At 70.1% G+C, this 23,853-nt stretch carries 23 protein-coding genes; 11 read left to right on the forward strand and 12 right to left on the reverse strand.

What is annotated here, in order from left to right; genetic code table 11:
- Positions 1 to 9 precede the first annotated feature (9 nt).
- Positions 10 to 1,170, reverse strand: a complete 1,161-nt coding sequence (locus AB0C82_RS15980) for an HpcH/HpaI aldolase/citrate lyase family protein (protein WP_362841482.1) — start codon at positions 1,168 to 1,170, stop codon at positions 10 to 12.
- Positions 1,171 to 1,379: 209 nt separating this feature from the next.
- On the opposite strand from AB0C82_RS15980, the gene AB0C82_RS15985 reads away from it, so the two are divergent.
- Positions 1,380 to 2,234, forward strand: a complete 855-nt coding sequence (locus AB0C82_RS15985) for a TerD family protein (RefSeq protein WP_362841484.1) — start codon at positions 1,380 to 1,382, stop codon at positions 2,232 to 2,234.
- 53 nt (positions 2,235 to 2,287) lie between these two features.
- Here AB0C82_RS15985 and AB0C82_RS15990 read toward each other — a convergent pair whose 3' ends face one another.
- From AB0C82_RS15990 to AB0C82_RS16015, 6 genes are all read right to left on the reverse strand, one after another.
- The gene (locus tag AB0C82_RS15990) at positions 2,288 to 3,022 is read right to left on the reverse strand and encodes a Tellurium resistance (RefSeq protein WP_362841487.1); all 735 of its coding nucleotides are present in this window, start codon (positions 3,020 to 3,022) and stop codon (positions 2,288 to 2,290) included.
- A gap of 168 nt (positions 3,023 to 3,190) precedes the next feature.
- On the reverse strand, positions 3,191 to 4,336 hold the full coding sequence (locus AB0C82_RS15995; protein ID WP_362841490.1) for a DUF475 domain-containing protein: 1,146 nt from the start codon (positions 4,334 to 4,336) through the stop codon (positions 3,191 to 3,193).
- 67 nt (positions 4,337 to 4,403) lie between these two features.
- Positions 4,404 to 4,979, reverse strand: coding sequence for a TerD family protein (locus AB0C82_RS16000; RefSeq protein WP_362841493.1), 576 nt, complete (start codon positions 4,977 to 4,979; stop codon positions 4,404 to 4,406).
- Positions 4,980 to 5,059: 80 nt separating this feature from the next.
- On the reverse strand, positions 5,060 to 5,635 hold the full coding sequence (locus AB0C82_RS16005) for a TerD family protein (RefSeq protein WP_185302899.1): 576 nt from the start codon (positions 5,633 to 5,635) through the stop codon (positions 5,060 to 5,062).
- 167 nt (positions 5,636 to 5,802) lie between these two features.
- The gene (locus AB0C82_RS16010) at positions 5,803 to 6,261 is read right to left on the reverse strand and encodes a peroxiredoxin (protein ID WP_362841495.1); all 459 of its coding nucleotides are present in this window, start codon (positions 6,259 to 6,261) and stop codon (positions 5,803 to 5,805) included.
- A gap of 140 nt (positions 6,262 to 6,401) precedes the next feature.
- Positions 6,402 to 6,839, reverse strand: a complete 438-nt coding sequence (locus AB0C82_RS16015; protein WP_030564649.1) for a DUF3052 domain-containing protein — start codon at positions 6,837 to 6,839, stop codon at positions 6,402 to 6,404.
- Between the two features lie 482 nt (positions 6,840 to 7,321).
- Here AB0C82_RS16015 and aceE point away from each other — a divergent pair, with 482 nt between their 5' ends.
- Positions 7,322 to 10,063 (forward strand): pyruvate dehydrogenase (acetyl-transferring), homodimeric type, encoded by a 2,742-nt coding sequence (aceE, locus tag AB0C82_RS16020; RefSeq protein ID WP_362841498.1) that lies wholly within the window; start codon positions 7,322 to 7,324, stop codon positions 10,061 to 10,063.
- A 61-nt stretch (positions 10,064 to 10,124) separates the two neighbouring features.
- Here aceE and AB0C82_RS16025 read toward each other — a convergent pair whose 3' ends face one another.
- The gene (locus AB0C82_RS16025; RefSeq protein ID WP_362841501.1) at positions 10,125 to 10,487 is read right to left on the reverse strand and encodes a peptidase inhibitor family I36 protein; all 363 of its coding nucleotides are present in this window, start codon (positions 10,485 to 10,487) and stop codon (positions 10,125 to 10,127) included.
- Positions 10,488 to 10,673: 186 nt separating this feature from the next.
- On the reverse strand, positions 10,674 to 12,293 hold the full coding sequence (locus AB0C82_RS16030; RefSeq protein WP_362841503.1) for an MFS transporter: 1,620 nt from the start codon (positions 12,291 to 12,293) through the stop codon (positions 10,674 to 10,676).
- Between the two features lie 116 nt (positions 12,294 to 12,409).
- Between AB0C82_RS16030 and AB0C82_RS16035 the strand changes: the two genes are divergently transcribed.
- The 7 genes from AB0C82_RS16035 (at position 12,410) to AB0C82_RS16065 (ending at position 20,200) form a co-directional block, all read left to right on the forward strand.
- Positions 12,410 to 13,084, forward strand: coding sequence for a TetR family transcriptional regulator (locus AB0C82_RS16035; protein ID WP_362841506.1), 675 nt, complete (start codon positions 12,410 to 12,412; stop codon positions 13,082 to 13,084).
- A gap of 325 nt (positions 13,085 to 13,409) precedes the next feature.
- Positions 13,410 to 14,618: an alpha/beta hydrolase gene (locus AB0C82_RS16040; RefSeq protein ID WP_362841509.1), complete on the forward strand. Its 1,209-nt coding sequence runs from the start codon at positions 13,410 to 13,412 to the stop codon at positions 14,616 to 14,618.
- Between the two features lie 84 nt (positions 14,619 to 14,702).
- A complete protein-coding gene (locus AB0C82_RS16045) occupies positions 14,703 to 15,650 on the forward strand; it encodes a DUF4429 domain-containing protein (RefSeq protein ID WP_362841511.1) in 948 nt (315 codons plus the stop codon).
- Positions 15,651 to 15,801: 151 nt separating this feature from the next.
- The gene (locus tag AB0C82_RS16050; protein WP_362841514.1) at positions 15,802 to 17,133 is read left to right on the forward strand and encodes a sensor histidine kinase; all 1,332 of its coding nucleotides are present in this window, start codon (positions 15,802 to 15,804) and stop codon (positions 17,131 to 17,133) included.
- Positions 17,130 to 17,810, forward strand: a complete 681-nt coding sequence (locus AB0C82_RS16055) for a response regulator transcription factor (protein WP_362841517.1) — start codon at positions 17,130 to 17,132, stop codon at positions 17,808 to 17,810. The genes AB0C82_RS16050 and AB0C82_RS16055 overlap by 4 nt, the downstream gene beginning before the upstream one ends.
- A 141-nt stretch (positions 17,811 to 17,951) precedes the next feature.
- A complete protein-coding gene (locus AB0C82_RS16060) occupies positions 17,952 to 19,004 on the forward strand; it encodes an alpha/beta hydrolase (RefSeq protein WP_362841520.1) in 1,053 nt (350 codons plus the stop codon).
- Positions 19,001 to 20,200 carry an acyltransferase gene (locus AB0C82_RS16065; RefSeq protein WP_362841522.1) on the forward strand — a complete coding sequence of 400 codons (1,200 nt, stop codon included), beginning with the start codon at positions 19,001 to 19,003 and terminating at the stop codon, positions 20,198 to 20,200. Before AB0C82_RS16060 ends, AB0C82_RS16065 begins: the two co-directional genes overlap by 4 nt.
- A gap of 43 nt (positions 20,201 to 20,243) precedes the next feature.
- Here AB0C82_RS16065 and AB0C82_RS16070 read toward each other — a convergent pair whose 3' ends face one another.
- Both AB0C82_RS16070 and AB0C82_RS16075 read right to left on the reverse strand, forming a co-directional pair.
- A complete protein-coding gene (locus tag AB0C82_RS16070; RefSeq protein ID WP_362841525.1) occupies positions 20,244 to 21,257 on the reverse strand; it encodes an aldo/keto reductase in 1,014 nt (337 codons plus the stop codon).
- Positions 21,257 to 21,718 carry a MerR family transcriptional regulator gene (locus AB0C82_RS16075; protein WP_362841528.1) on the reverse strand — a complete coding sequence of 154 codons (462 nt, stop codon included), beginning with the start codon at positions 21,716 to 21,718 and terminating at the stop codon, positions 21,257 to 21,259. Before AB0C82_RS16075 ends, AB0C82_RS16070 begins: the two co-directional genes overlap by 1 nt.
- A gap of 76 nt (positions 21,719 to 21,794) precedes the next feature.
- Here AB0C82_RS16075 and AB0C82_RS16080 point away from each other — a divergent pair, with 76 nt between their 5' ends.
- Together AB0C82_RS16080 and AB0C82_RS16085 are read left to right on the forward strand one after the other, a co-directional pair.
- Positions 21,795 to 22,616, forward strand: coding sequence for a serine hydrolase domain-containing protein (locus AB0C82_RS16080; RefSeq protein WP_362841531.1), 822 nt, complete (start codon positions 21,795 to 21,797; stop codon positions 22,614 to 22,616).
- Between the two features lie 54 nt (positions 22,617 to 22,670).
- On the forward strand, positions 22,671 to 23,072 hold the full coding sequence (locus AB0C82_RS16085) for a hypothetical protein (RefSeq protein WP_362841534.1): 402 nt from the start codon (positions 22,671 to 22,673) through the stop codon (positions 23,070 to 23,072).
- 21 nt (positions 23,073 to 23,093) lie between these two features.
- On the opposite strand, the gene AB0C82_RS16090 is transcribed toward AB0C82_RS16085, so the two are convergent.
- Positions 23,094 to 23,762 carry a pirin family protein gene (locus tag AB0C82_RS16090; protein WP_362841537.1) on the reverse strand — a complete coding sequence of 223 codons (669 nt, stop codon included), beginning with the start codon at positions 23,760 to 23,762 and terminating at the stop codon, positions 23,094 to 23,096.
- Between the last annotated feature and the right edge of the window lie 91 nt (positions 23,763 to 23,853).

Here is a 23,853-nt window from a genome sequence, read left to right on the forward strand (position 1 = left end):
GATACGCGCTCAGTCCGTCAGGCCCGCGGCCAGCAGCTCCACGAAGCCGACGTCTTCCCTGGCCACACCGAAGACCTCGGCCCGCTGCAGGGTCCGCTCGGCCCAGGCCCGGTGCGGCTTCACTTCGTTCATCTTGTTCGTATACGCCGATCTGAGCACCCCGCCGCCGCCCTGTTCGGGCCGCAGGATGTCCTGCGCGTCGCTGAACTCCTCGTGGCTGACCACGGACAGCGCATGCACGGGCACGACGTGGGATGGGTGGATGCAGGTCTTGCCGAGCAGCCCGTTGGCCCGGTCCAGCTCGATCTCCCGCAGCAGCCCGTCCAGGTCGTGTTCGATCAGGGCGGTACGCAGTTCCTCGGCCGGCCCCGCGAAGGGGCTGCGGCGCAGCTGTGGCTTGAACATGCGCTCCTGGAGCCGGAAGTACTCCCACACCGGGCCGGTGATCGTGAAGCCCGTGCCGTCGGCCCGGCCCAGCACGTTGACGACGTCACCGATGACGGCGCCGACGATCTGGACGTCGTACGCCGTCATGTCGGGGGCGCGGCGCAGACCGTACGCCGAGCAGAAGTCCGTGACGCCGAGCCGCAGCGCGAGCACCCGGTCGCGGTACTTGTTCACGGTGCGGGAGATCCCCTGGAGGACCTCCGCCCGGGTCTCCAGGTGCAGCAGCTCGGGCGACTCCAGGACCGGCATCGCGAAGAGCCGCTGCCCGGCCGCCGCCTCGGCGCTCGCGAGGGCTTCGAGGAAGAGGGCGCCGCGCTCCTCGGTGAATTTCGGCAGAACGAATCCGGACAGCAGCCGGACCGAGCTGCCGAGCCGGCTCACCAGGTCGGTGATCTGTTCGGGGGCCCTGACCCGGATGAAGAGCAGCGGCGTCTCGCCGCCCCTCGTCTCCAGGTCGGCGAAGTGCCTGACCAGGTTCGCCTCGCCGTCCGCCACGTCGGCGTCGCTGATCGAATCCTCCAGGCACAGCACCATCGAGACGACCCCACGAGCGGCCAGCTTGACGACGTCGTCGGCCAGGCACGGGCGGGTCGCCGGGCTGTAGAGCGTGGCTCCGAGGGCCGCCGAGAGCACAGGGGCGGGAGAGCCGGCGTCGAACTCGCACGGCTCCTGGAAGAACAGTCCCTCTCGGGCAGCGGGCGAGATATGCCCGAAATGACGCATGTGATCCCCCGTTACTGCCTGACCGGCCGGACAACGTATGGCCGGTAATAGTACGTACGGACGGGTGTCGCCAGTTCCCCAGAGGCATGAATTTCGGGTAACCCGTCCATTACAGGCACTCGTCGCGAGGACCGCCACTCCGCCCGTAACGCCGCCGCGCGAAACCCGTCGGGCCCCCGCGTTGTCCGTCCGGCCCCGTTGCAGGCAGGATGACGGGCATGACGCACGCGATGCTGAAGGGCTCGAACGTCCCCCTCGATGCCACGGCCGTACGGGCCGTACTGCGCTGGACCCCGGGCGCCGGTGTCCCCGATGTGGACGCCTCCGCCCTGCTGCTCGGCGCCTCCGGGCGGGTGCGTTCCGACGAGGACTTCGTCTTCTACAACCAGCCCCGCCACCCCTCCGGCCTGGTACGACGGCTGCCCAAGCGCAGCGTCTCCGAGGGGCTCACCGACACGATCGAGGCGGATCTCGCCGCGCTCGACGCCTCGGTGGACCAGGTGGTGATCTCCGCGTCCTCCGACGGGGCAGCGTTCGAACGGGTCACTGATCTGCGCATCCTGCTGTACGACGCCGCTTCGGCCGACGGCGACCCGCTGGCCGTCTTCGACGTCAGGGCGGAGACCGGCGAGGAGACCGCCATCATCTGCGGCGAGCTCTACCGCCGCGGTGAGGGCTGGAAGTTCCGGGCGGTCGGACAGGGCTACCCGACGGGCCTGGTGGGACTCGCCACGGCCTTCGGCATCTCCGTCGACGAGACGGCCACGGAGCCGGCCCCCGGGCCGGACCAGGCGTCCGCGCCCGCCGTACCCGCACCGCCGTTCCCGCCCGCGCCGGGGCTCGCCCCGGACTCCCAGGCCACGGTGCAGCACCAGCAGCCCGCCTACGGCTATCCGCAGCCGGCAGGACAGCACTCCGCCCCGCCGCAGCCCGCCTACGGTTACCCGCAGCCGGCCGCCGCCCCGCCCGCGTACGGCTATCCGCAGCCCGCCGCCGCTGCCGCGCACGCGCCGGACCCGAATTTCACGCTGCCCCCGCAGGGACCGCAGTTCGTCAGGAACTGAGCCGTGCGGCGTGTCCCGGGCCGCGGCGCACACGCGCCCGGGTCCGGGCGCCCTCACGCCCGGGTCTTGTAGCCGCGCCCCCACTGCATACCGAAGCCGTACAGCCGGTCCAGTTCCGACTGGAAGCCGTATACGAACTTCACCTCGCGGCGCACGATCAGCTCGTCCTTGATGTTGTCGACGGTGAACACGGCGCATGAGCGGGCCTGCGGGGCCCTCTCGTCGAGCTCGATCTCGATGCGGGGGCCGTTGCCCGGGTAGAGCGTGACCTTGGCGTGCGTACGGTCGAAGGCAGGCGTCTGGTCGTAGATGTAGACGAAGAACAGCAGCCTCTTGATCTGGTCGCGCTGGTCGAGGTTGACGTAGACGGTCTCCCCGGACGGCGCCCCGAAGCGGTCGTCGCCGCTCAGGCGGATGTACGGCGGCCCGTTCAGGTCGCCGATCAGATTGCCCAGCGGCTGCACCACGCCCCTGGTCCCGTCCGTCAGCTCGTACATGCAGCCCAGGTCCAGGTCGACGTTGACCACGCCCTGGGTGTGCGCCTGGACGACGTCCGGCTGGAAGAGTTTCAGCGGACGCAGCAGCCGCCCGCTCTGCCGTGACCTGCCCTCGATGTCCGAGCTGCGCATCCTCCAGGAGAGGTTGACACGGAGATTTCCGGACAGGGCGCCCTGCTTGTTCAGTGAGACCGTGGCATGTCGCTTGGAGAGCACGATCGAGTTCGTCGCGGAATTACCCGCTTCGAACACCGCGTCCCGCCCCGGCCACAGGCTGTTCCAGAAGGCCATCCCAACCCCCCCATTCCGGTTGTGCACGGGTGGAGCCGCCGGCTGGGCTCCAGGCGTCCCGGGCGTCACGCAGCCCCCGTACGTCACTGCGGGGCGGCCCCGGGCGGTTCCGGAGAACCGTCGCCGTGTGGGCCGCCCCGCAGAGAGCGTTCCTCATTCCCTGCCGGGTCACACCCCGGAGGAGACTTCCGCCTTGGAAGAGCTGTCGCCGCCGTCGCCCTCGGCCGCGGCGATCGCCTTGTTGCGGCGCACCGAGGACCAGAAGGACCAGGCGATCAGCACGACACCGACGAGACCGGTGATGATCTCGTTGATCTCGAACCGGATGGTGACGAGCAGGATCCCGGCGAGCGCGCCGATCGCGTAGTGCGCGCCGTGCTCCAGGTAGACGTAGTCGTCCAGCGTGCCCTGGCGGACCAGGTAGACCGTGAGCGAACGGACGTACATGGCACCGATACCGAGGCCGAGGGCCATCAGCACGATCTCGTTCGTGATGGCGAAGGCGCCGATCACACCGTCGAACGAGAAGGACGCGTCGAGCACCTCGAGGTAGAGGAACATGAAGAACGCGGCCTTGCCCACGACCACGACCGCGGAGACCGGCTTGCCGGCCTTCTTGGCGGCTTCCTCGGCCTCGTGTTCGCGCTCCTCCTCCTCTTCGAGCTTGTTCTCGAAGTATCCGGAGAGGCCACCGACGACGAGGTACGTGATCAGACCCGCGATACCGGCGAGCAGGACGGTCTCCGCCTTGTCCGCGTGACCACCGTGCTGGTGCGCCTGGGGCGCGAACCACATGGCCGAGATGAGCAGCACGATCAGCGCGATGCAGACCGACAGCATGTCGACCTTGCCGAGCTTGGCGAGCGGGCGCTCGATCCAGCCGAGCCACTTGATGTCACGGTCCTCGAAGATGAAGTCGAGGAAGATCATCAACAGGAACATGCCACCGAAGGAGGCGATGGACGGATGGGCGTCCGTCACCAGCTCCTTGTACTTGTCGGGGTCGTTGAACGACAGGTCGATGGCCTCGATGGGACCGAGCTGGGCACTGATGGCCACGATCACGACGGGGAAGACCAGTCGCATACCGAAGACCGCGATGATCACACCGATGGTGAGGAAGATCTTCTGCCAGAACTCACTCATCTTCTTGAGGATTCCGGCGTTGATCACCGCGTTGTCGAAGGACAGCGAGATCTCCAGGACCGACAGGATCGCGACGATACCGAAGGCCTGCCACCCCCCGTAGAACACCGCTGCGACCAGACCGGCCGCGGTAACCGCGAACGACCAGCCGAAGGTTTTCAGAATCACTGGCACCCCATCGTGTGTGTACGGACCTCCCCCGGTGTGTGAGGGGCTCCCCCGCGTGTATGCGGCTTTACGAAACGTTGACCCCGAAGTCTAGAGCGATGCCCCGCAGCCCTGACGCGTACCCCTGCCCGACTGCACGGAATTTCCACTCCCCTCCGTACCGGTACAGCTCACCGAAGATCATCGCGGTCTCCGTCGAGGCGTCCTCACTCAGGTCGTACCGTGCCAGCTCCTGGCCGTCCGCCTGATTCACGACGCGGATGAAGGCGTTGCTGACCTGGCCGAACGTCTGCCCCCGGTTGTCCGCCTCATGGATCGACACCGGGAAGAGGATCTTGTCGCAGTGCGCGGGAACCTGGTCGAGGTGGACGATGACCGACTCGTCGTCACCGTCGCCCTCCCCCGTGAGGTTGTCGCCCGTGTGCTCCACGGAGCCGTCGGGGCTGGTGAGGTTGTTGTAGAACACGAACCACTCGTCACCGAGCACCCGGCCCGACTGGCACAGCAGCGCGCTGGCGTCGAGGTCGAAATCCGCTCCGGTGGTGGACCGTGCGTCCCAGCCGAGCCCGACCAGCACCTGGGTGAGGTTGGGTGCGGCCTTGGAGAGGGAGACATTGCCTCCCTTGGCGAGCGTGACGCCCATGTGTGTCCTCCCCGTGTCGATGGATGAGAACGTCCGGCGCCGCACATGGTGCGGCGCCGGACGGGAAAAACTGACGTGGCTCAGACGTTCACGCCGAAGTCCTGCGCGATACCGCGCAGCCCCGAGGCGTAGCCCTGGCCGATGGCACGGAACTTCCACTCCGCGCCGTTGCGGTAGAGCTCGCCGAAGACCATCGCGGTCTCCGTCGAGGCGTCCTCGCTCAGGTCGTAGCGCGCGAGCTCGGTGTTGTCGGCCTGGTTCACCACGCGGATGTACGCGTTGCGGACCTGCCCGAAGCTCTGCTGACGGCTCTCGGCCTCGTAGATCGAGACCGGGAAGACGATCTTGTCGACGTCGGCCGGGACTCCGGCGAGGTTCACCTTGACGACCTCGTCGTCGCCCTCGCCCTCACCGGTGAGGTTGTCACCGGTGTGCTCGACGGAGCCGTCGGGGGACTTGAGGTTGTTGAAGAAGACGAAATTGCCGTCGTTGCCCACCTTGCCGTCGACACCCGTCAACAGCGCGCTGGCGTCGAGGTCGAAGTCACCGCCGGTGGTCGTACGGGCATCCCAGCCCAGACCGACGATGACCGCCGTCAGGTTGGGCGCGGCCTTGGTCAGCGAGACGTTGCCGCCCTTGCTGAGGCTGACTCCCACGAGTCCTCCCATGGATTGAGGGGCCGGCAGAACCAGTGTCCCCATCGTGCGTTGGCATCGGATCAACGATTGGATCCTAGTGACCGGTTCCCTGCCAAAACAGGCTTTTGGCGGGGCGGCACCAGGAGATCTCCCGGATCGGGGACCGACCGGGAGGCGGGCGGCGATCAGATCGAGTCGAGCGCCTTGACGTAGTCCTTGAGGTCCCGCGCGTCCGGGAGGCCGTTGACGACGCTCCAGCGGACCGTGCCGTCCTTGTCGATGACGAAGGTGCCGCGCACGGCGCAGCCCTTCTCCTCGTCGAAGACGCCGTACGCCCGCGAGGTCTCGCCGTGCGGCCAGAAGTCCGAGAGCAGCGGGTACTCGAGGCCCTCCTGCTCGGCGAAGACGCGCAGCGTGTGGATCGAGTCGTTGGAGACGGCGAGCAGCTGGGTGTCGTCGTTCTCGAACCGGGGCAGTTCGTCGCGCAGCGCGCAGAGCTCACCGGTGCACACACCGGTGAAGGCGAACGGGTAGAAGAGCAGGACGACGTTCTTCTCGCCGCGGTAGTCGGAGAGCTTCACGGTCCGCCCGTGGTTGTCCTTCAGCTCGAATTCCGGGGCCTGGGTGCCGACCTCGATCGCCATGAAACGCGTCCCTTCGTACTCCACCGCACGCCCGGACCGGTCCGTCCGGGTCGTCCCCACCCTATGCAGGAGCCCGCGCGCACGTACGAAGGCCCCCGACGGCGTCTGCCGTCGGGGGCCCCGGGTGGTGGAAGAGGGGTTCAGCGCTTGGCCTTGGCCCCCTTGGGGGTGACCAGACGGCTGCCCGTCCAGTCCTTGCCCGCACTGATGCTCTTGGTCTGGGCGAGACCGGCTGTCTGGGCAGCCTCGTTGATGTCGCTCGGCTCGACGTATCCGTCACGGCCGGTCTTAGGCGTCATCAGCCAGACCGTACCGCCGTCCTCGAGCAGACCAATGGCATCCACCAGCGCGTCCGTAAGGTCGCCGTCCTCGTCGCGGAACCAGAGCAGAACGACGTCAGCGACGTCGTCGTACTCCTCATCGACGAGTTCCTGGCCGGTAGTGGCCTCAATGCCCTCACGGAGCTCCAGCTCGACGTCGTCGTCGTAGCCGATCTCCTGGACCACTTGTCCGGGCTCGAACCCCAGGCGTGCTGCCGGGTTGGTCCGCTCCTCCGCGTGGTCCGCGGTCGCGCTCACGGGTTGCCTCCTGATCATGTTTCGGAAAATGCTTCACCCACGCGCGTGCGCGGGGCGTTGGCCGTAGTCCACACGGGCTCGGCGAATCGCGCAAGTACCCAGCGTCCGAGACCGCCTAAACGGTGACGTTCCCTGCCACGTCGCCGCAACCTCCGGCCGGTCTCCTGCGGGGCGCCCGATGCCGCCCAATCCGTTTACGTCCTTCCTCAGCTTATGCCGTTTCGATCCGCCAATCGGAGTCGAACAGCCTTTGGGAACGCTTGGACGGGTTGGGCGTATGGTTGCGGTTTGGCCCGACCCATCCTCCGTCGCCCATACTCGTGCCCGGGCGCGAGGCATTCAGAACCTCGCGGTTACCCCACGGTAGAGATGACGTTTGCGCCCTCGCGGTACACGATGGAGGCGGCGCACAACAGATGTCCCGGGGGTCCGTTCCCCGTAACCAGGCCCCGTAGAGCAGCACCGAACAGCGAAGGAACAGCGTGGCTTCCGGATCCGATCGCAACCCGATCATCATTGGCGGCCTTCCGAGCCAGGTCCCGGATTTCGATCCCGAGGAGACCCAGGAATGGCTCGACTCCCTCGACGCCGCCGTCGACGAGCGGGGCCGTGAGCGTGCCCGCTATCTGATGCTCCGGCTCATCGAGCGCGCGCGCGAGAAGCGCGTCGCCGTGCCGGAGATGCGCAGCACGGACTACGTCAACACGATCGCCACGAAGGACGAGCCGTTCTTCCCCGGCGACGAGGAGATCGAGCGCAAGGTCCTCAACGCGACCCGCTGGAACGCGGCCGTGATGGTGTCGCGCGCCCAGCGTCCCGGGATCGGGGTCGGCGGCCACATCGCCACGTTCGCCTCCTCCGCGTCGCTCTACGACGTCGGCTTCAACCACTTCTTCCGGGGCAAGGACGAGGGTGACGGCGGCGACCAGATCTTCTTCCAGGGCCACGCGTCCCCCGGGATCTACGCCCGTGCCTTCCTGCTCGACCGGCTGAACGAGGCGCAGCTCGACGCGTTCCGCCAGGAGAAGTCGAAGGCTCCGAACGGCCTGTCCAGCTACCCGCACCCCCGGCTGATGCCGGACTTCTGGGAGTTCCCGACCGTCTCGATGGGCCTCGGCCCCCTCGGTGCGATCTACCAGGCGCGGATGAACCGCTACATGGAGGCGCGCGGCATCGCCGACACCTCCAAGTCGCACGTGTGGGCCTATCTGGGCGACGGCGAGATGGACGAGCCCGAGTCGCTCGGCCAGCTCTCCATCGCCGCGCGTGAGGGCCTGGACAACCTCACCTTCGTGGTGAACTGCAACCTCCAGCGCCTGGACGGCCCGGTCCGCGGCAACGGCAAGATCATCCAGGAGCTGGAGTCGCAGTTCCGGGGCGCCGGCTGGAACGTCATCAAACTGGTCTGGGACCGCACCTGGGACCCGCTGCTCGCGCAGGACCGCACCGGCATCCTGGTCAACAAGCTGAACACCACGCCGGACGGACAGTTCCAGACGTACGCCACCGAGACCGGCGCGTACATCCGTGATCACTTCTTCGGCGACGACCCGCGGCTGCGGGACATGGTCAAGGACATGTCCGACCACCAGATCCTGCACCTGGGGCGCGGCGGCCACGACCACAGGAAGGTCTACGCGGCGTACGCGGCGGCCAAGGCCCACAAGGGCCAGCCGACGGTCATCCTGGCGCAGACGGTCAAGGGCTGGACCCTGGGGCCGAACTTCGAGGGCCGCAACGCGACCCACCAGATGAAGAAGCTGACGGTCGAGGACCTCAAGCGCTTCCGCGACCGGCTGCACATCCCGATCACGGACAAGCAGCTGGACGAGGGCTACCCGCCGTACTACCACCCGGGCCGCGACTCGGAAGAGATCCAGTACATGCACGACCGCCGCCAGAGTCTGGGCGGTTACGTCCCGACGCGTGTGGTGCGCGCGAAGCCGCTGGCCCTGCCGGACGAGAAGACGTACGCGGCCGCGAAGAAGGGATCAGGTACGCAGTCGATCGCCACGACCATGGCGTTCGTCCGCATCCTGAAGGACCTCATGCGGGACAAGGAGATCGGCAAGCGTTTCGTGCTGATCGCGCCCGACGAATACCGCACCTTCGGCATGGACGCGTTCTTCCCGAGTGCGAAGATCTACAACCCGCTCGGTCAGCAGTACGAGGCCGTGGACCGCGAGCTGCTCCTCGCGTACAAGGAGTCGCCGACCGGGCAGATGCTGCACGACGGCATCTCAGAGGCCGGCTGCACCGCCTCGCTGATCGCCGCCGGATCGGCGTACGCCACGCACGGCGAGCCGCTGATCCCTGTCTACGTCTTCTACTCGATGTTCGGTTTCCAGCGCACCGGTGACCAGTTCTGGCAGATGGCCGACCAGCTCGCGCGCGGCTTCGTGCTGGGTGCGACCGCCGGACGTACGACGCTGACCGGTGAGGGTCTCCAGCACGCGGACGGCCACTCGCAGCTCCTCGCCTCGACCAACCCTGGCTGTGTCGCCTACGACCCGGCGTTCGGGTACGAGATCGCGCACATCGTCAAGGACGGTCTGCGCCGGATGTACGGAGGGACGCCCGAGGAGAACGAGGACGTCTTCTACTACCTCACCGTCTACAACGAGCCGATCCAGCACCCGGCCGAGCCGGCCGACGTGGACGTCGAGGGCATCCTCAAGGGCGTGTACCGCTACCGGAGCGGCGAGAAGGGCCAGATCCCGGCCCAGATCATGGCCTCCGGTGTGGCGGTCCCGTGGGCGGTCGAGGCGCAGCAGATCCTCGCCGACGAGTGGAACGTCAAGGCGGACGTCTGGTCGGCGACCTCCTGGAACGAGCTGCGCCGCGAGGCCGTGGACGTGGAGCGCTACAACCTGCTCCACCCCGAGGAGGAGCAGCGCGTCCCGTACGTGACGTCGAAGCTCTCCGGTTCCGAGGGCCCGTTCGTCGCGGTCTCCGACTGGATGCGTTCCGTTCCGGACCAGATCTCCCGCTGGGTTCCCGGCGCGTACCAGTCGCTGGGCGCCGACGGTTTCGGCTTCGCCGACACCCGTGGCGCGGCCCGCCGCTTCTTCCACATCGACGCGCAGTCGATCGTCCTCGCGGTGCTCACCGAGCTCGCGAAGGAGGGCAAGATCGACCGGTCGGCCCTGAAGACCGCGGTCGACCGTTACGACCTCCTGGATGTGGCCGCGGCCGATCCCGGCCCGGCCGGCGGCGACGCGTAAGGACACGCCGAAGGGGCGGCGGGACCGGATGGTCCCGCCGCCCCTTCGGCGTGTCCTCAGGTCAGCTCTCCCAGATCTTGAAGGCCCTGACCTGGTAGGAGGACCTGGGAACCCACGTGCCGCCGCCCGGGTAGGTCTCGAACTCGCCGGTCTCGGCGCACTCCGCCGACTGGTAGGTGGTGACGGGCCGCCCGGTGCGGTTGGCGAGCGCCTGGGCCTTGGTGCCCGCGGGCAGCGGGACGCAGCTGTCGACGTCGACGGTGGACAGCTCGTGGACCTGGCGGGCGCCGGTGAAGTCCGGTTTCTTCCAGAGACAGAGCTGCCCGGCGTCGCAGGTGCCGAGCCGGACCGGTGCGGCATGCACCGCGGTCGGCGGGATGAGTGCGGTGGCGGCCAGAGCGGCCGCGAGCAGAGTGGTGCGCATGGTGGTTCGTCCCCCGTGTGGTGCGGATCAGTTGTCCGCACCCTGACCTGCGGAGCGGCACCGGGGGAAGGGGTGCCGGGCGGCGCCACCCTGATAGGGGTTTCTGGCGCGGGCGCCGTACCGGCACACGACGATCGCCGGACGGGAAGTGCCCGTCCGGCGATCGTGGGGAAGAGTGCGGCCGTTCTAGATGTGGCCGACTCCGGCGCCCGCTTCGGCGTTGTCGCCGCGCTTGGTGAGGGTGGCGACCAGGGCCGCGACCACTGCCACGACACCCGCGACGGTGAAGGCCAGGCCCATCCCCGACATGAACGTGTCGTGGATGACCCCACTGATGCTGTCGATAATGTCCGGGGTCATGCCGGGAGCCTTGCCCAGCGCCTCGACCGGAACGATGCCGAACTCCGCGGCCTCCTCCAGCTTGGGGTCCGCCGGGCCCGGCAGACCCGCGTCCTTCCAGTTGCCCGCGAAGTCCGCGCTGACCTTGGCCGACATGACCGCACCGAGGACGGCGGTGCCCAGGGCTCCGCCGACCTGCATGGCGGCCTGCTGGAGGCCTCCGGCCACACCCGAGAGCTCCATCGGCGCGTTGCCGACGATGACCTCGGTGGCACCCACCATGACCGGGGCAAGTCCGCAGCCGAGCAGCGCGAACCAGAGCGACATGCCGAAGGTTCCGGTGCTCTCGCTGAGGGTCGTCATGCCGAACATGGCCACGGCCGTGCACACCATGCCGCCGACCAGCGGCACACGCGGGCCGAACTTGGTGATCAGTATGCCCGCGACGGGCGAGGAGACGATCATCATGGCGGTGAGCGGCAGCAGGTGCAGACCGCTGTCGACCGGGCTCATGCCGTGGACGCCCTGGAGGAAGAACGTCACGAAGAACAGGCCGCCCATGAAGGCGAAGGCCATCAGCACCATCAGGACGGCGCCCGCGGTCAGCGGGACGGAACGGAACATCCCCAGCGGGACGAGCGGCTCCTTGACCTTGGTCTCCCAGAAACCGAAGGCGCCGAAGAGGAGGAGCGCGAGTCCGAGGAATCCGAGGGTCCTGCCATCGGTCCAGCCCCAGGACTCACCGGCCTTGATGATTCCCCAGATGAGGGAGAACATCGCGCCCGAGAGCAGCAGGATTCCCAGGATGTCGAAGGAGCGCGGCGCGTTGGCCGCACGGTGATCCTTGAGGATCACCAGACCGAAGACGAGCGCCAGGACGCCGACCGGCACGTTGATGAAGAAGACGGACTGCCAGCTGACGTGCTCGACGAGCAGGCCGCCGACGATGGGGCCGCCGGCGGTGGACGCGCCGATGACCATGCCCCAGATACCGATGGCCATGTTCAGCTTCTCGGCGGGGAACGTGGCCCGCAGGAGGCCCAGGGCCGCCGGCATGAGCAGCGCGCCGAACAGGCCCTGAAGGACCCTGAAGCCGATGACCAGGCCGATCTCGCTGGAGAGACCGATCGCACCGGACGCCAGGGCGAAGCCGGCGATGCCTATCAAGAACGTCTGGCGGTGGCCGAAGCGGTCACCGAGCTTGCCCGCGGTGATCAGCGCGACGGCGAGCGCGAGCAGGTAGCCATTGGTGATCCACTGGACCTGGGCCAGCGAGGCACCGAGGTCCTTCTGGATGGCGGGGTTGGCGATCGCGACGATCGTGCCGTCGAGCGCGACCATCATCACGCCGATGGCGACGGCGAACAGCGTCAGCCAGGGGTGGCCGCGAAGCCCCTTGGCCGGGGCTGGGGAGACGGTCTTATCCGGTTCCCGCGACGCCTTCTCAACGGTGGTCTGACTAGTCATGCGCTGGAGATTAGTGTCAGCCGCTGACAGTTGACAAACTGATTCACAACTCGGTAACTGTCACGTAGCTCACACGACACCCGAGTCGGAACGAAGTAGCGAAAGAGAGCCGATACGTGTCATCAGGGCAGGAAGCGGAACCGCCGGCCGGGCTGCGCGAACGCAGGAAACAGCGCACCCGTGAGGCTCTGCTGAACGCCGCCCTGGAGCTCTTCACCACACAGGGGTACGACCGGACGACCGTCGACGAGATCGCGGAGGCCGTACAGGTCTCCCAGCGCACCTTCTTCCGCTACTTCGCGAACAAGGAGGAGACCGCCTTCGCCGTGCAGACGACGGTCGAGTCCCGGTTCCTCACGGAGCTGCGTCAACGCCCCGCCGCGGAAGCCCCTTTCGAGGCGATGCGCCGGGCCGTCCTGTGCGCCTGGAGCAGCATCGGCGAGGCCATCGAGGCGCTCGTCCCGATCGACCTCCACATGCGGACGTACCGGATGATCGAGTCGACCCCGTCGCTGATCGCCGCCCACATGCGCCGCGGAGTCGCCCTGGAGGACGAGATCGCCCGGCTGATCGCCCGTCGCGAGGGGCTCGACCCGGAGACCGACGCGCGTCCGCGCATCGCCGTCGCCGCGTTCTCGGGAGCGATGCGGGTGGCCGGACAGCAGTGGGGCCTCGGGCAGGACACCAGCATCGAATCGCTGCGGATCCTGACCGAGGAGTACCTGGACCACCTCGGCCCCGCACTGGCCGAGAACTGGCGGACACCACCGGCCGGGGACCCGTCCCGGTAAGGGCTGTCCCGTAATCCCTGGTGGATCAGCGCGCGGCGTCAGCTACGGCACCTCGCCGCGTTGTCGTCGTGCGCCCGCCAGGGGTTACGGGACAGCCCTTGGGGCCGGCACAGGTGTGCCGCACCTCTCAGCACCCGCGCATGGCGGACCTCACACGCACTCGGCCCGAACGGCCCCGATGGCGTTCCGACGGGCCGTCAGGCGCACCGGAGCGTACGCGCGGCGCACACGCAGCGTGAGAGACGGCGGACGAATTCCGCGCCAACAGGTGATGTACGTCACCCCTGTCACGGGCTCCGGCGCGCGTCTCCTAGGGTGAGGCGCAGTGACTTCCTTCGACTCCTCCCCCACGCTCACCGCATGGCGCGCTCTGCTCGCCGTGGCGGTCGTGTTCGTGATGCTGGCGACCACCGGGTGGACCGCCGTGCGTCAGCAACGCTCCGACGAGCCACGCGAGATCGCGCTGGCCTCCTGGGCGCAGGGACGGATAGCCGGTCACGCGCTGCCGGACGTCGGATCTCCGCCTTACCGGCTGGCCCACTTCTTCGCCACGCTGACCGCCCGGCAGCAGACCACGCTCGCCGACACCTACCCGCTCGTGGTGGGGAACCTGAACGGCGCCCCGCTCACTCTGCGCTACCACGCCAACCGGCAGGCACTTAAGCAGGCGAGAGCCGTCGAGCAGCAGCGGATGTACGACACCAGGCTCTCGCCCGGCGGCCGGAACGAGGCGCTGCGCAGGATGGAACGCTTCCGTTCGATGCTCGCGCAGGACCGTCAGATCCTGGCCTTCGATCCGGCGGGCAAGGGACACGCGGCGGAGGTCTTCGGCGATCTGGACCGGGCGAGCCGTGTCTCGGTCGTGGTTCCCGGCGTCGACACGAACCTGCTGACGCTGGAGCGCTCCGGCCGGAAGTACTCGGCGCCCGTCGGCATGGCGCAGTCGCTGTACGCGGCCGAACAGGCCGCCGACCCCGGTACCCGTACCGCGGTCATCGCCTGGGCCGACTACACCTCGCCCGCCGGGATCGGCGTGGACGCGGCGCTGGGCAGGCTGGCCAGGGCCGGTGCGGTGCGGCTGAACCACCTGGTCGACGTGTTGCCGGGCACCTCGCGCGTCTCGCTGTTCTGCCACAGCTACGGCTCCGTGCTGTGCGGGGTCGCCGCGCACGACCTGCCGTCGCGGGTCACGGACATCGCCGTCGCGGGGAGCCCGGGGATGCGGGTGCAGCGTGCGGAGCAGCTGGACACCGGGGCCAGGGTGTGGGCGACGCGGGACCGCGACGACTGGATCCAGGACGTGCCGTACCTGGCGGTCGGCGGGATCGGTCACGGTGCCGATCCGGTCGATCCGGACTTCGGCGCGCGGATCATGTCGGCGCGGGGAGCGATCGGGCACAGCGGCTACTTCGAGCCGGGTACGGAGAGCCTCAGCAACTTCGCGGCGATCGGCGTGGGCGCGTACGACTCGGTCAGCTGCGCGAGCGGTGACGGCGCCTGCCACAGCGGGATTTCCGGCGAGCGGAACACCTGACGCGCGTAGAGCACGGGAGGTGGGCCGAATTGCGGCCCGCTTCGAGGGGGGACGTAGGAGCCGGTGCCGCATACGATGATGCGCATGGGTGATGTGCTGGCCGGAATTCATGCCACCTGGGAGTTCGACACCGACTCCCTGCTCATCCGCTTCGAACGGGGTATCCGCACGCCGAAGCTCTTCCAGAGCCTGCGTGAACGTCGCGTCCCGCACGCGGCGTTGTCTTCGGTGACGCTGACCCCCGGCAAGCGGGGCACGGTGGTTCTGCACGCGGTGCCGAGACCCGGTGCCGATCCGCTGCTGGAGGCTGCGGCCGGACAGCTGAAGGACGGCTGCGATCCGTACCGGCTGGTGCTTCCGGTCGAACGCGAGACGCTCGCCGAGTACTACGCGGACGAGCTGCGCGCGCTGCTCGGGAAGGAAGCGGCCCTCCCCGCCGACCGGTTCATGGTCGCGGCGCCCGAGGCCCCGCTGAGCTTCAAGGCGTACGACGGCCGCGCCGGTTTCGACGGTGACCGCATCTCCTTCCGGTGGTCCTGGACCGGTGCGTCCAGTGCCAAGTGGAAGGCAGGCGACCAGACGTTCTCGGTGCGGGAGCTGAGCGGCGTCGAGTGGCGTTCGCCCGAGGCGTTCGACGGCTACCTGCGGCTCGTGCCGCGCACCGGGGCGGCGGACGCCGCGCCGGCGGGCCCGATGGACGTGCCCGGCGCGGCGTACGGCGGGGTGGGCGGGGCGCAGGGCCTGCGTGCAGACGTCAGGCCGGCGCAGGCGGACCAGGATCCGGCGGCGGTCGTCTTCGGGCTCGGTTACGGCCCGGTGCACGAGTCGCTGCCCTTCGCCGCGGCCGTGCTGGAATCCGTACGCCGCCGGCAGCCGAATCCCGCACCGCCCGCAGCCCTGGTCGGCGCGGTGCGACGCGACCCGGCGGACATCGCCGAGCGGATCAGGCACCTGGGGGAGCTGCACCGGGCGGGGCTGGTCACCGACGACGAGTACGGCGCGAAGAAGGCGCAGCTGCTCGCCGAGCTGTAGCGGGACGGGGCACCCCGTACCCCGGTATGAGAGGACGGCGCGGATCGGCACTCCGGTATGACGTCGTCCTGGGGGTTCGCTGCCTGAGGTGCCGTAGCTGTCGTCGTGCGCCCGCCAGGGGGCACGGGACAGCACTTAGGGTGGGCGGGCCATGTCCTCCTCACCCGCCGGGCCGCCGCCCGCCGACGGCCTCGTGAGCGCCGCCCGCCGCAATCTGCGCGAGCTCGCCCACGGGCTGTCCCACGCCTCCCACCCGCCCACGCCGCTGCTCGCCGGCGCCCCCAGAGCGTGGCAGCGGCTGCTTCCGTACGGTGCCGTCATCGCCCTGGCGGCCTCTCTCATCCCCGTCACGATCAACGTACTGACCACGCAGTACGGGGTGGGCGGCGGTGTGGCGGGGGCGCTCGGCGTCGCGCAGGCCGCGCCGCTGCTGATGCTGGCGCACAGGCCGCTGCAGGCCTGGTGGATCATCTTCCCGGCCGACATCGTGGGGGCCTGCGTCCTGCTCGCCCACCCCGTCCACGGGTACGACGTCTGGCCGTGGACGCCACCGGTCATCGTCGGCTACCTCTTCGTCCTGCTCGCGCTGGGCCTGCGCGAGACCCGCCGGACCGTGATCGCCGTGTGGCTGATGACCGGCGCCGCCGGGCTGGCGCTGCACCTGGTCGATCCCGGGCGCAGCAACGGCAGCGCTCTGCTCCTGTTCGTTCTCGGCGCGGTGGTGCTGGTGATCGGGACAGCCGTACGGGAACGGGGCGAGGCGCAGCGCCGGCTCGTCGAGCAGGAGAGCATCAGCGACGCGGAGCGGGCGCGGCGCACGCTCCTGGAGGAGCGGACCCGGATCGCCCGCGAACTGCACGACGTGGTCGCGCACCACATGTCGGTGATCACGGTCCAGGCGGACTCCGCCCCGTACCGGATCAGCGGGCTCTCCGACGAGGCGCGTGAGGAGTTCGGGACCATCGCGGCGAGTGCCCGGGAGTCGCTGACCGAGATGCGGCGGCTGCTGTCGGTGCTGCGCAGCGACGGTACGGAGGGCGAGCGGGCGCCGCAGCCCGGGATCGGCCGGGTGCAGGCGCTGGTGGAGGCGACGGTCCGGACGGGGCTGCCCGTCGAGCTCTCGCTGGCCACCGGGGTGGCGGAGGCCGCCGGGCGCGGTGACGTACCGCAGGCGGTGGAACTCTCCGTGTACCGCATCGTGCAGGAGGCGCTGGCGAACGTGGTCCGGCACGCGCCGGGGGCCCGGACCCGGGTGTCGGTCGCGGCGGGCGAGGGTCATCTGACGGTGGTGGTCGTCAACGACCGGGCCGAACGGCCCGGTTCGCCGCTGGAGGCGAGCGGGACGGGACACGGGCTGGTCGGTATGCGCGAGCGCGTACGGTTGACCGGCGGCACGCTGGACACCGGTCCGCTGCCGGACGGCGGGTTCCGGGTGGCCGCACGGCTCCCCCTGGACGCGCCCCCGACCCCGGAGGACTCGTGACCATCCGCGTGATCATCGTCGACGACCAGGCCATGGTGCGCGCGGGGTTCGCCGCGCTGCTGGCGGCGCAGAGCGACATCGACGTGGTGGGCGAGGCGCCGGACGGACGGCAGGCGATCGAGGTCAGCCGCCGTCAGCATCCCGACGTGGTGCTGATGGACGTCCGGATGCCCGAGATGGACGGGCTGGCGGCGGCCCGTGAGCTGCTGGACCCGCCCGTGGGTGTGATCCACCGGCCCAAGGTGCTGATGCTCACCACCTTCGACGTCGACGACTACGTGTACGAGGCGCTGCGCGCCGGCGCGTCCGGATTCCTGCTGAAGGACGCGCCGCCCGCCGATCTCATCGCGGCGGTACGGGTGGTGGCGGCGGGGGACGCGCTGCTGGCCCCGTCGGTGACCCGGCGGCTGATCGCCGACTTCGCCCTCCAGCGCCCTTCCGGCATCGCCCGGAGCGGTCCCGCGCTCCGGCTGAACGGGCTCACCCCGCGGGAGACTGAGGTGCTGGAGCTGATCGCCCGCGGGCTGTCCAACCAGGAGATCGCGGAACGGCTGGTGCTGGCCGAGCAGACGGTCAAGACGCACATCGGGCGGGTGCTGGCCAAGCTGGACCTGCGGGACCGGGCCCAGGCCGTGATCTTCGCGTACGAGTCGGGGCTGGTGGCGCCGGGAGCTTAGGGCGCGGCGGTACCGGTACACCCCCTACCCCGGTATCACCTCGCAGTTGGCCCCGTGGTGTGACGCCCTCGCACCCATCCTCTTCCTACCTTCCTCTCCGTCACACCGGACGGTGTGCGACAGCCGGAGAGGGAGGGCGAGATGCGCCGTTACGCGAGGACGCTGGTCGCGGTCGCGCTGGCCACCACCGTGGTGGCCGGGAGCGCGGGCTGGGTGTCGGGGGACGCGCAGCGCACCCTGACGGGGCCGCCGCCGGGAAGCGCCGCCTGGAGTGCGGACGGCGTGCTGGGGCGGGAGCTGCCCGATCCGGCCGAGGCGTCGCCCGCCGAAGTCGCCCGGTTCTTCGCGGAGTTGACCGGTGCGCAGCAGCAGAGGCTGGTGAAGCGGCATCCGTCGGTCGTCGGCAACCTCGACGGCGCTCCCGTGGAGCTCCGCTACCGGGCCAACGCCCGCGCGCTGAGAGCCGATCACGATCCCAGGTACGCGCACCTCCAGGGCGAGGACCGGCAGATCCTCGCCTTCGACCCCCGGGGCCGGGGCCAGGTCGTCGAGGTGTTCGGTGACGTGAGGGCGGCGCGGCAGGTGTCCGTGGTGGTGCCGGGTTCGGACATCGACGCGGGGACCTTCGGCCGTACGAAGGATGTGTACGGCACCCCGTCGGGCATGGCGAGGTCGCTGTACGCCGAGACCGGGCCTGGCAGTGCGGTGATCGCCTGGGCCGGATACACGACACCCGTCGGGGTGGGCGTCGACGCCGCGAGCGGCAGGCTCGCCGAGGCCGGCGCCGACCGGCTGACCCGGTTCGCCGACGGGCTCGTCGCCGACTCCCTGCCCGAACCCGCCGTGTTCTGCCACAGCTACGGGTCCGTGGTGTGCGGCCTGGCCGCGCCCCGGCTCCGGGCCACGGACCTGGTCGTCGTCGGCTCTCCCGGTATGCGCGCCGACACCGTCGGCGATCTGCGCACCGGTGCGCGGGTATGGGCGGCCAAGGACGCCACCGACTGGATCGACGACGTGCCGAACGTCGAGGTGGCCGGCCTGGGGCACGGCACCGACCCCACCGATCCGGAGTTCGGCGCCCGTCCCGTACCGACGCGGGACGCCCGGGGACACACGGGTTACTTCGCGCCGGGGACGGACTCGCTCCGCTCGTTCGCCGCGATCGCCGCCCTCGCGGACGGGGTGGCCCGATGAGCGTCACGCGGCTCGCTGCACGGATCGACGCCCGGACCCCCACCCACCGCGACCGCGCGATCGACGGCCTGCGCGCGCTGGCCCTGCTCGCCGTCCCGGCGGGGCACTGGCTGCTCGGCGGCTTCACCCTCGACAGCGGGGGCGCCCTGCACAACGCGAGTCCGCTCGCCACGTTCGGTTTCTTCGCCCCGGTCAGCTGGGTGCTCCAGATGCTCGGCGTCTTCTTCCTGGTGGGCGGGTACGCCTCCGTGCTCTCCTACCGCCGCCGTACGTCCACGACCGGGGCCTGGCTGCGCGGCAGGATGGTCAGGCTCGGCCGGCCCGTGCTCGGGGTGACCGCCGTCTGGGCGGCGATGATTCCCGTGCTGTACGCGCTCGGGGTGCCGGGCGACACGCTGCACACGGCGTCGACGCTGGTGATCCAGCCGCTGTGGTTCGTCGGTGTGTACGCGGTGGTCACGGCCCTCACGCCGTACTGCGTCCGCCTGGCGAAGCGGCTCGGCGGCTGGGCCGCGGCGCCGCTGCTCGTCTCCGTCGCCGTGGTGGACTTCCTGCGCTACGGGCCGTACGCGGACGCCGTGCCGTCCTGGCTGAGCCTGCTGAACATCCTGCCGGGCTGGCTCTTCGCGTACCAGCTCGGGGTCTCCTGGGGCGAGGGGCGGATCGGGAAGCGGGGCGGCCGGCTGCTGCTGGCCGGCGGGAGCGTCCTGTTCGCCGTGCTGCTGATCGCCTTCCACTACCCGGCCTCGATGGTCGGCGTGCCGGGCGAGGCGCGCACGAACTCGCACCCGCCGTCCCTGCTGGTCCTCGCGCTGGCCGCGGCGCAGAGCGGGGCGGCGATCCTGCTGCGGGACCGGATCGCGCGGTTCCTGCGCAGACCGGTGGTGTGGGCGCCGGTGGTCGTCATCAACCTCTCGGCGATGACGATCCTGTGCTGGCACCAGACGGCCATGCTGGCGGCGGCCGTACCGGCCTCGTTCACCGGCGCGGTGCCGGGCCTGACGACCGGCCCGGACTCGCTGGGCTGGATCCTCGCCCGGCTGGCCTGGATGCCGGTGTTCGCCGCGCTGCTGGTGCTGATCGCCCGGTACGCGCGGAGGTTCGAGGCGCCGTGGCAGTCGGGCGCGGGCGCCCTTCGGGTGGCGGCGGGTGCGCTGGCCGCGGGGTTCGCGGTGTTCGCGCTCCGGCTGGCGTGAGCGGAGGCCGGGGCGCCGCACGGGCTCGGCGCCCCGAGGGCCCCTACTCGCGCGCGGCGGACGTGCTGCTCATGTCCGGGTAGCGGTCCCCCGCCACCTGCCCCGCGATCGGCTCCAGCAGGGCCAGCTCCTGCGCGGTCAGCGTCAGCCGGGTGGCCGCCACGTTCTCCAGCAGGCGGCTGCGCTTCCGCGTTCCCGGGATCGGTACGACCGTCAGGTCGTGCACCTCCGCCCGCTGCTGCACCCATGCGAGGGCCACCTGCGCGGCCGTCGCCCCGTGAGCCGCCGCGATCTTGTGCACGGGCTCCAGAAGAGCCGCGTTCGTCTTCGCGTTCTCGCCCGTGAAGCGCGGCTGGAACTTGCGGAAGTCGCCCTCCGTCAGGTCCTTGGCGGCGTCCGCGAACGCCCCGGTCAAAAAGCCCCGGCCGAGCGGCGAGTACGGCACGAGCGTCACCCCGAGCTCGACGGCCGCTCCCACCGCGCTGAGCTCCACGTCCCGGCTGAACAGCGACCATTCCGACTGGAGCGCCGCGATCGGGTGCACCGCGTGGGCCTCGCGGAGTTCGGCGCCGGTCACCTCGCTCAGCCCGAGCTGCTTGACCTTGCCCTGCCGGACCAGTTCGGCCATGGCGCCCACCGACTCGGCGAGCGGCACGACGGGGTCACGCCTGTGCATGTAGTACAGGTCGATGACCTCGGTGTTCAGCCTGCGCAGGCTGGCCTCCACGGACTGCCGGATGTAGGCCGGGTCGTTGCGGACGCCCCGGTGGAGCGGGTCGTCGGTGCGCTCGATTGCGTACTTCGTGGCGAGCGTGATCTCGTCGCGGTGCGCCCCGACGAAGGGTGCGAGGAACTCCTCGTTGGCGCCGCGCCCGTAGACGTCGGCCGTGTCGAAGAGGGTCACCCCCGCTTCCAGCGCCGCTTCCAGGGTGTCGCGGGCGGCGGCCTGGTCCGTGTCGCCGTAGAACTCGCTCATACCCATGCAGCCGAGACCCTGCACACCGACCTGGGGACCGTCGCCGCCGAGCCGGACGGTGGCTATCTTGTCGTCAGTCATCAGGCACTCGGCCCTTCCGGCACCCGTCGGGCGCCCGCATAGAAGTCGATCTTGAGGTCGAGGACGGCGAGCGTGTCCTGGAGTTCCGCGATCCGCGTCCGGACGTCGCGGCGGGTCGCCTCCAGCAGCTCCTGCCGGGCCTCGAACGTGTGCTCGCCCTCACGCAGCAGTTCCGCGTAGCGGACCATGTCGGCGACCGGCATCCCGGTCAGCCTGAGCTTGCCGACGAAGCCGAGCCAGTCCAGATCCCGGTTGGTGAACCGGCGCTGACCGGTGTGCGACCGGTCGACGTGCGGCATCAGCCCGATCCGCTCGTACCACCGCAGGGTGTGGGCCGTGAGGCCGGTGAAGGCGGCGACCTCGCTGATGGTGTAGCGGTCCTGACCCTCGGGCCGCGGGTGCGCCCGTGGAGGCGCGGCGCAGACAGCCGCCCGTTCGGAAGTGCTCTCCATCACCGTCATGCCCTCCACGCTAGAACCTTGGAGTGCACTCGAAGCAAGCACAATCGGTGATGTGTTTCGGATTAGGCTCACAGTCATGCAGAGCCTGGAGATGATCGACAACTGGCCCGTCCCCACCGTCGCGGCAGCCGTCGTGCGGGCGGACGGCACCGTACTCGGTACGCGCGGTCCGGTCGCACACCGCTTCCCGCTCGCCTCCGTCACCAAGCCCGTCGCGGCCTACGCGGCGCTGGTGGCGTACGAGGAAGGGGCCGTGGAGCTGGACGAACCGGCGGGGCCGGAGGGCTCCACCGTGCGGCATCTGCTCGCGCACACCAGCGGCCTCGCCTTCGACGAGCACCGCGTGACAGCCCCGCCCGGCACCCGCCGGCTGTATTCCAACGCGGGCTTCGAGGTGCTCGGGGACCACATCGCGAAGGCGACCGACATCCCGTTCCCCGAGTACGCGCACCAGGCCGTCCTGGAACCGCTGGGCATGACGTCGACGACCCTGGAGGGCTCCCCTGCCCGGGACGGCGTCTCGACCGTGGAGGACCTGATCCGGTTCGCCGCGGAGGTCCAGGCCCCCCGGCTGCTGGACCCGCGCACGGTGCTGGAGGCGCAGACCGTCGTCCACCCCGGCCTGAAGGGCGTCCTGCCGGGCTACGGCCACCAGAACCCCAACGACTGGGGCCTCGGCTTCGAGATCCGCGACTCGAAGTCGCCCCACTGGACGGGCGCTTCGTCATCCCCCGCGACCTTCGGTCACTTCGGGCAGTCCGGCACGTTCCTGTGGATCGACCCGGTGGCGGGAGCGGCCTGCGTCGCGCTCACCGACCGCGCCTTCGGACCCTGGGCCGCCGAGGTCTGGCCGCCGTTCACGGACGCGGTGCTGGCGGAGCTCCGCTCCGGGCGCTGAGCCGGGGCGCCTGCCGGAGCACGGCGGGTGCGGGCGCTGCTAGGTTCGTCCGCTGTGCGATCACGTGAGTACGACCTCGACTTCCGCGACCGGGCCACACGCGTACGGGCCTGGGGCGTCGGCCTGCTGGCCCTGGGGGCCCTCCTGTGGGGCTGGTGCGCCGTGCTGCTGGTCACGCCGTACTCGGTGGACGAGAAGCCCGACGACGACTACCCGCGGGAGTGCGCGTCACGGTTGTTCACCGACCGGGGCACGGCCAACGAGGGTCTGCACAGCGGCGACGTGTGCGGCGACGAACGCGACTGGCCGGAGGCCCTGGCCGTGCTCGGGCTGTCGGTGCCGGTCTCCCTCGTGGGAGTGGCGCTCTTCACCACCGGCAGTCTGAGCCGCCGGATGAGCGCCCACTCCGAGGCCATGCGCGAGCTGGACAAGTACACGGACGCGCCCAGGGCCTGACCCGGCGGCCCGGGTCTCCTCTCAGCCGCTGAGCTCCCACATCAGCACCTCGGCGGGTTCCGCGGCCTCCAGCTCCAGCCCGGCCGCCTCCGTGATGCGTGCGGAGTCCCCCGGCGCCAGCTGCTCGCCGCCCAGCCGCACCCCGCCCCGTACGGCATGGACGTAGACGGCCACCGCGAGGGGGACCGCCGTGCGCTCCCCCTCGGCCAGCCTGCGGACGTGCAGCATCGCACCGGCCGCGGGCAGGGCGTACGGGGTGGAGTCGGCGATACCGGGGACGACCGTGTACGAGGGCTCACCGCCGGGGACCAGGGGCGCGAGCCACATCTGAAGGAACGTCAGCGGGCGTTCGCCGTCGTTGCGTTCCACGTGGCGGACGCCGGCCGCCGCGCTCAGGTGCTGGAGGTCGCCGGCCCTGACGACGGTGGCGTGGCCCGCCGAGTCGCGGTGGGTGAGCTCGCCCTCGATCACCCAGGTGACGATCTCGGTGTGGCTGTGCGGATGCTCGTCGAAGCCCGCACCGGGGACGAGACGCTCCTCGTTGCAGGCGAGGACGGGCCCGAAGCGCAGATTGTCCGGGTCGTAGAAACGCCCGAAGGAGAAGGCGTGCAGCGTCTCGATGCCCGCGGATACTCCCGGGGCCGGGTCCCCTCCGCGGAAGCGGTCGCCGGAGCGGCGTACGTCGATCACCCGCCCACGGTAGCCCCGCCCGGCCGGGGGCCGCACCGCTCCCGGACGCCCCGCCCCTCCGCCCCGGTGCTCCGATAAGGCAGTCTTGTGT

Source organism: Streptomyces sp. NPDC048560 (genome assembly GCF_040650955.1).
GTDB lineage: Bacteria > Actinomycetota > Actinomycetes > Streptomycetales > Streptomycetaceae > Streptomyces.

What these genes read in the sequence shown, in the direction of transcription:
- AB0C82_RS16045 (WP_362841511.1), top strand. Translation starts at nt 14,703, where the DNA reads ATGGGTGATGTGCTGGCCGGAATTCATGCCACCTGGGAGTTCGACACC.
- AB0C82_RS15985 (WP_362841484.1), top strand. Translation starts at nt 1,380, where the DNA reads ATGACGGGCATGACGCACGCGATGCTGAAGGGCTCGAACGTCCCCCTC.
- AB0C82_RS16025 (WP_362841501.1), bottom strand. Translation starts at nt 10,487, where the DNA reads ATGCGCACCACTCTGCTCGCGGCCGCTCTGGCCGCCACCGCACTCATC.
- AB0C82_RS16070 (WP_362841525.1), bottom strand. Translation starts at nt 21,257, where the DNA reads ATGACTGACGACAAGATAGCCACCGTCCGGCTCGGCGGCGACGGTCCC.
- AB0C82_RS16000 (WP_362841493.1), bottom strand. Translation starts at nt 4,979, where the DNA reads ATGGGCGTCACGCTCGCCAAGGGAGGCAATGTCTCCCTCTCCAAGGCC.
- AB0C82_RS16010 (WP_362841495.1), bottom strand. Translation starts at nt 6,261, where the DNA reads ATGGCGATCGAGGTCGGCACCCAGGCCCCGGAATTCGAGCTGAAGGAC.
- AB0C82_RS16030 (WP_362841503.1), bottom strand. Translation starts at nt 12,293, where the DNA reads ATGACTAGTCAGACCACCGTTGAGAAGGCGTCGCGGGAACCGGATAAG.
- AB0C82_RS16050 (WP_362841514.1), top strand. Translation starts at nt 15,802, where the DNA reads ATGTCCTCCTCACCCGCCGGGCCGCCGCCCGCCGACGGCCTCGTGAGC.
- AB0C82_RS16080 (WP_362841531.1), top strand. Translation starts at nt 21,795, where the DNA reads ATGCAGAGCCTGGAGATGATCGACAACTGGCCCGTCCCCACCGTCGCG.
- AB0C82_RS15990 (WP_362841487.1), bottom strand. Translation starts at nt 3,022, where the DNA reads ATGGCCTTCTGGAACAGCCTGTGGCCGGGGCGGGACGCGGTGTTCGAA.
- AB0C82_RS16065 (WP_362841522.1), top strand. Translation starts at nt 19,001, where the DNA reads ATGAGCGTCACGCGGCTCGCTGCACGGATCGACGCCCGGACCCCCACC.
- AB0C82_RS16075 (WP_362841528.1), bottom strand. Translation starts at nt 21,718, where the DNA reads ATGACGGTGATGGAGAGCACTTCCGAACGGGCGGCTGTCTGCGCCGCG.
- AB0C82_RS15980 (WP_362841482.1), bottom strand. Translation starts at nt 1,170, where the DNA reads ATGCGTCATTTCGGGCATATCTCGCCCGCTGCCCGAGAGGGACTGTTC.
- AB0C82_RS16060 (WP_362841520.1), top strand. Translation starts at nt 17,952, where the DNA reads ATGCGCCGTTACGCGAGGACGCTGGTCGCGGTCGCGCTGGCCACCACC.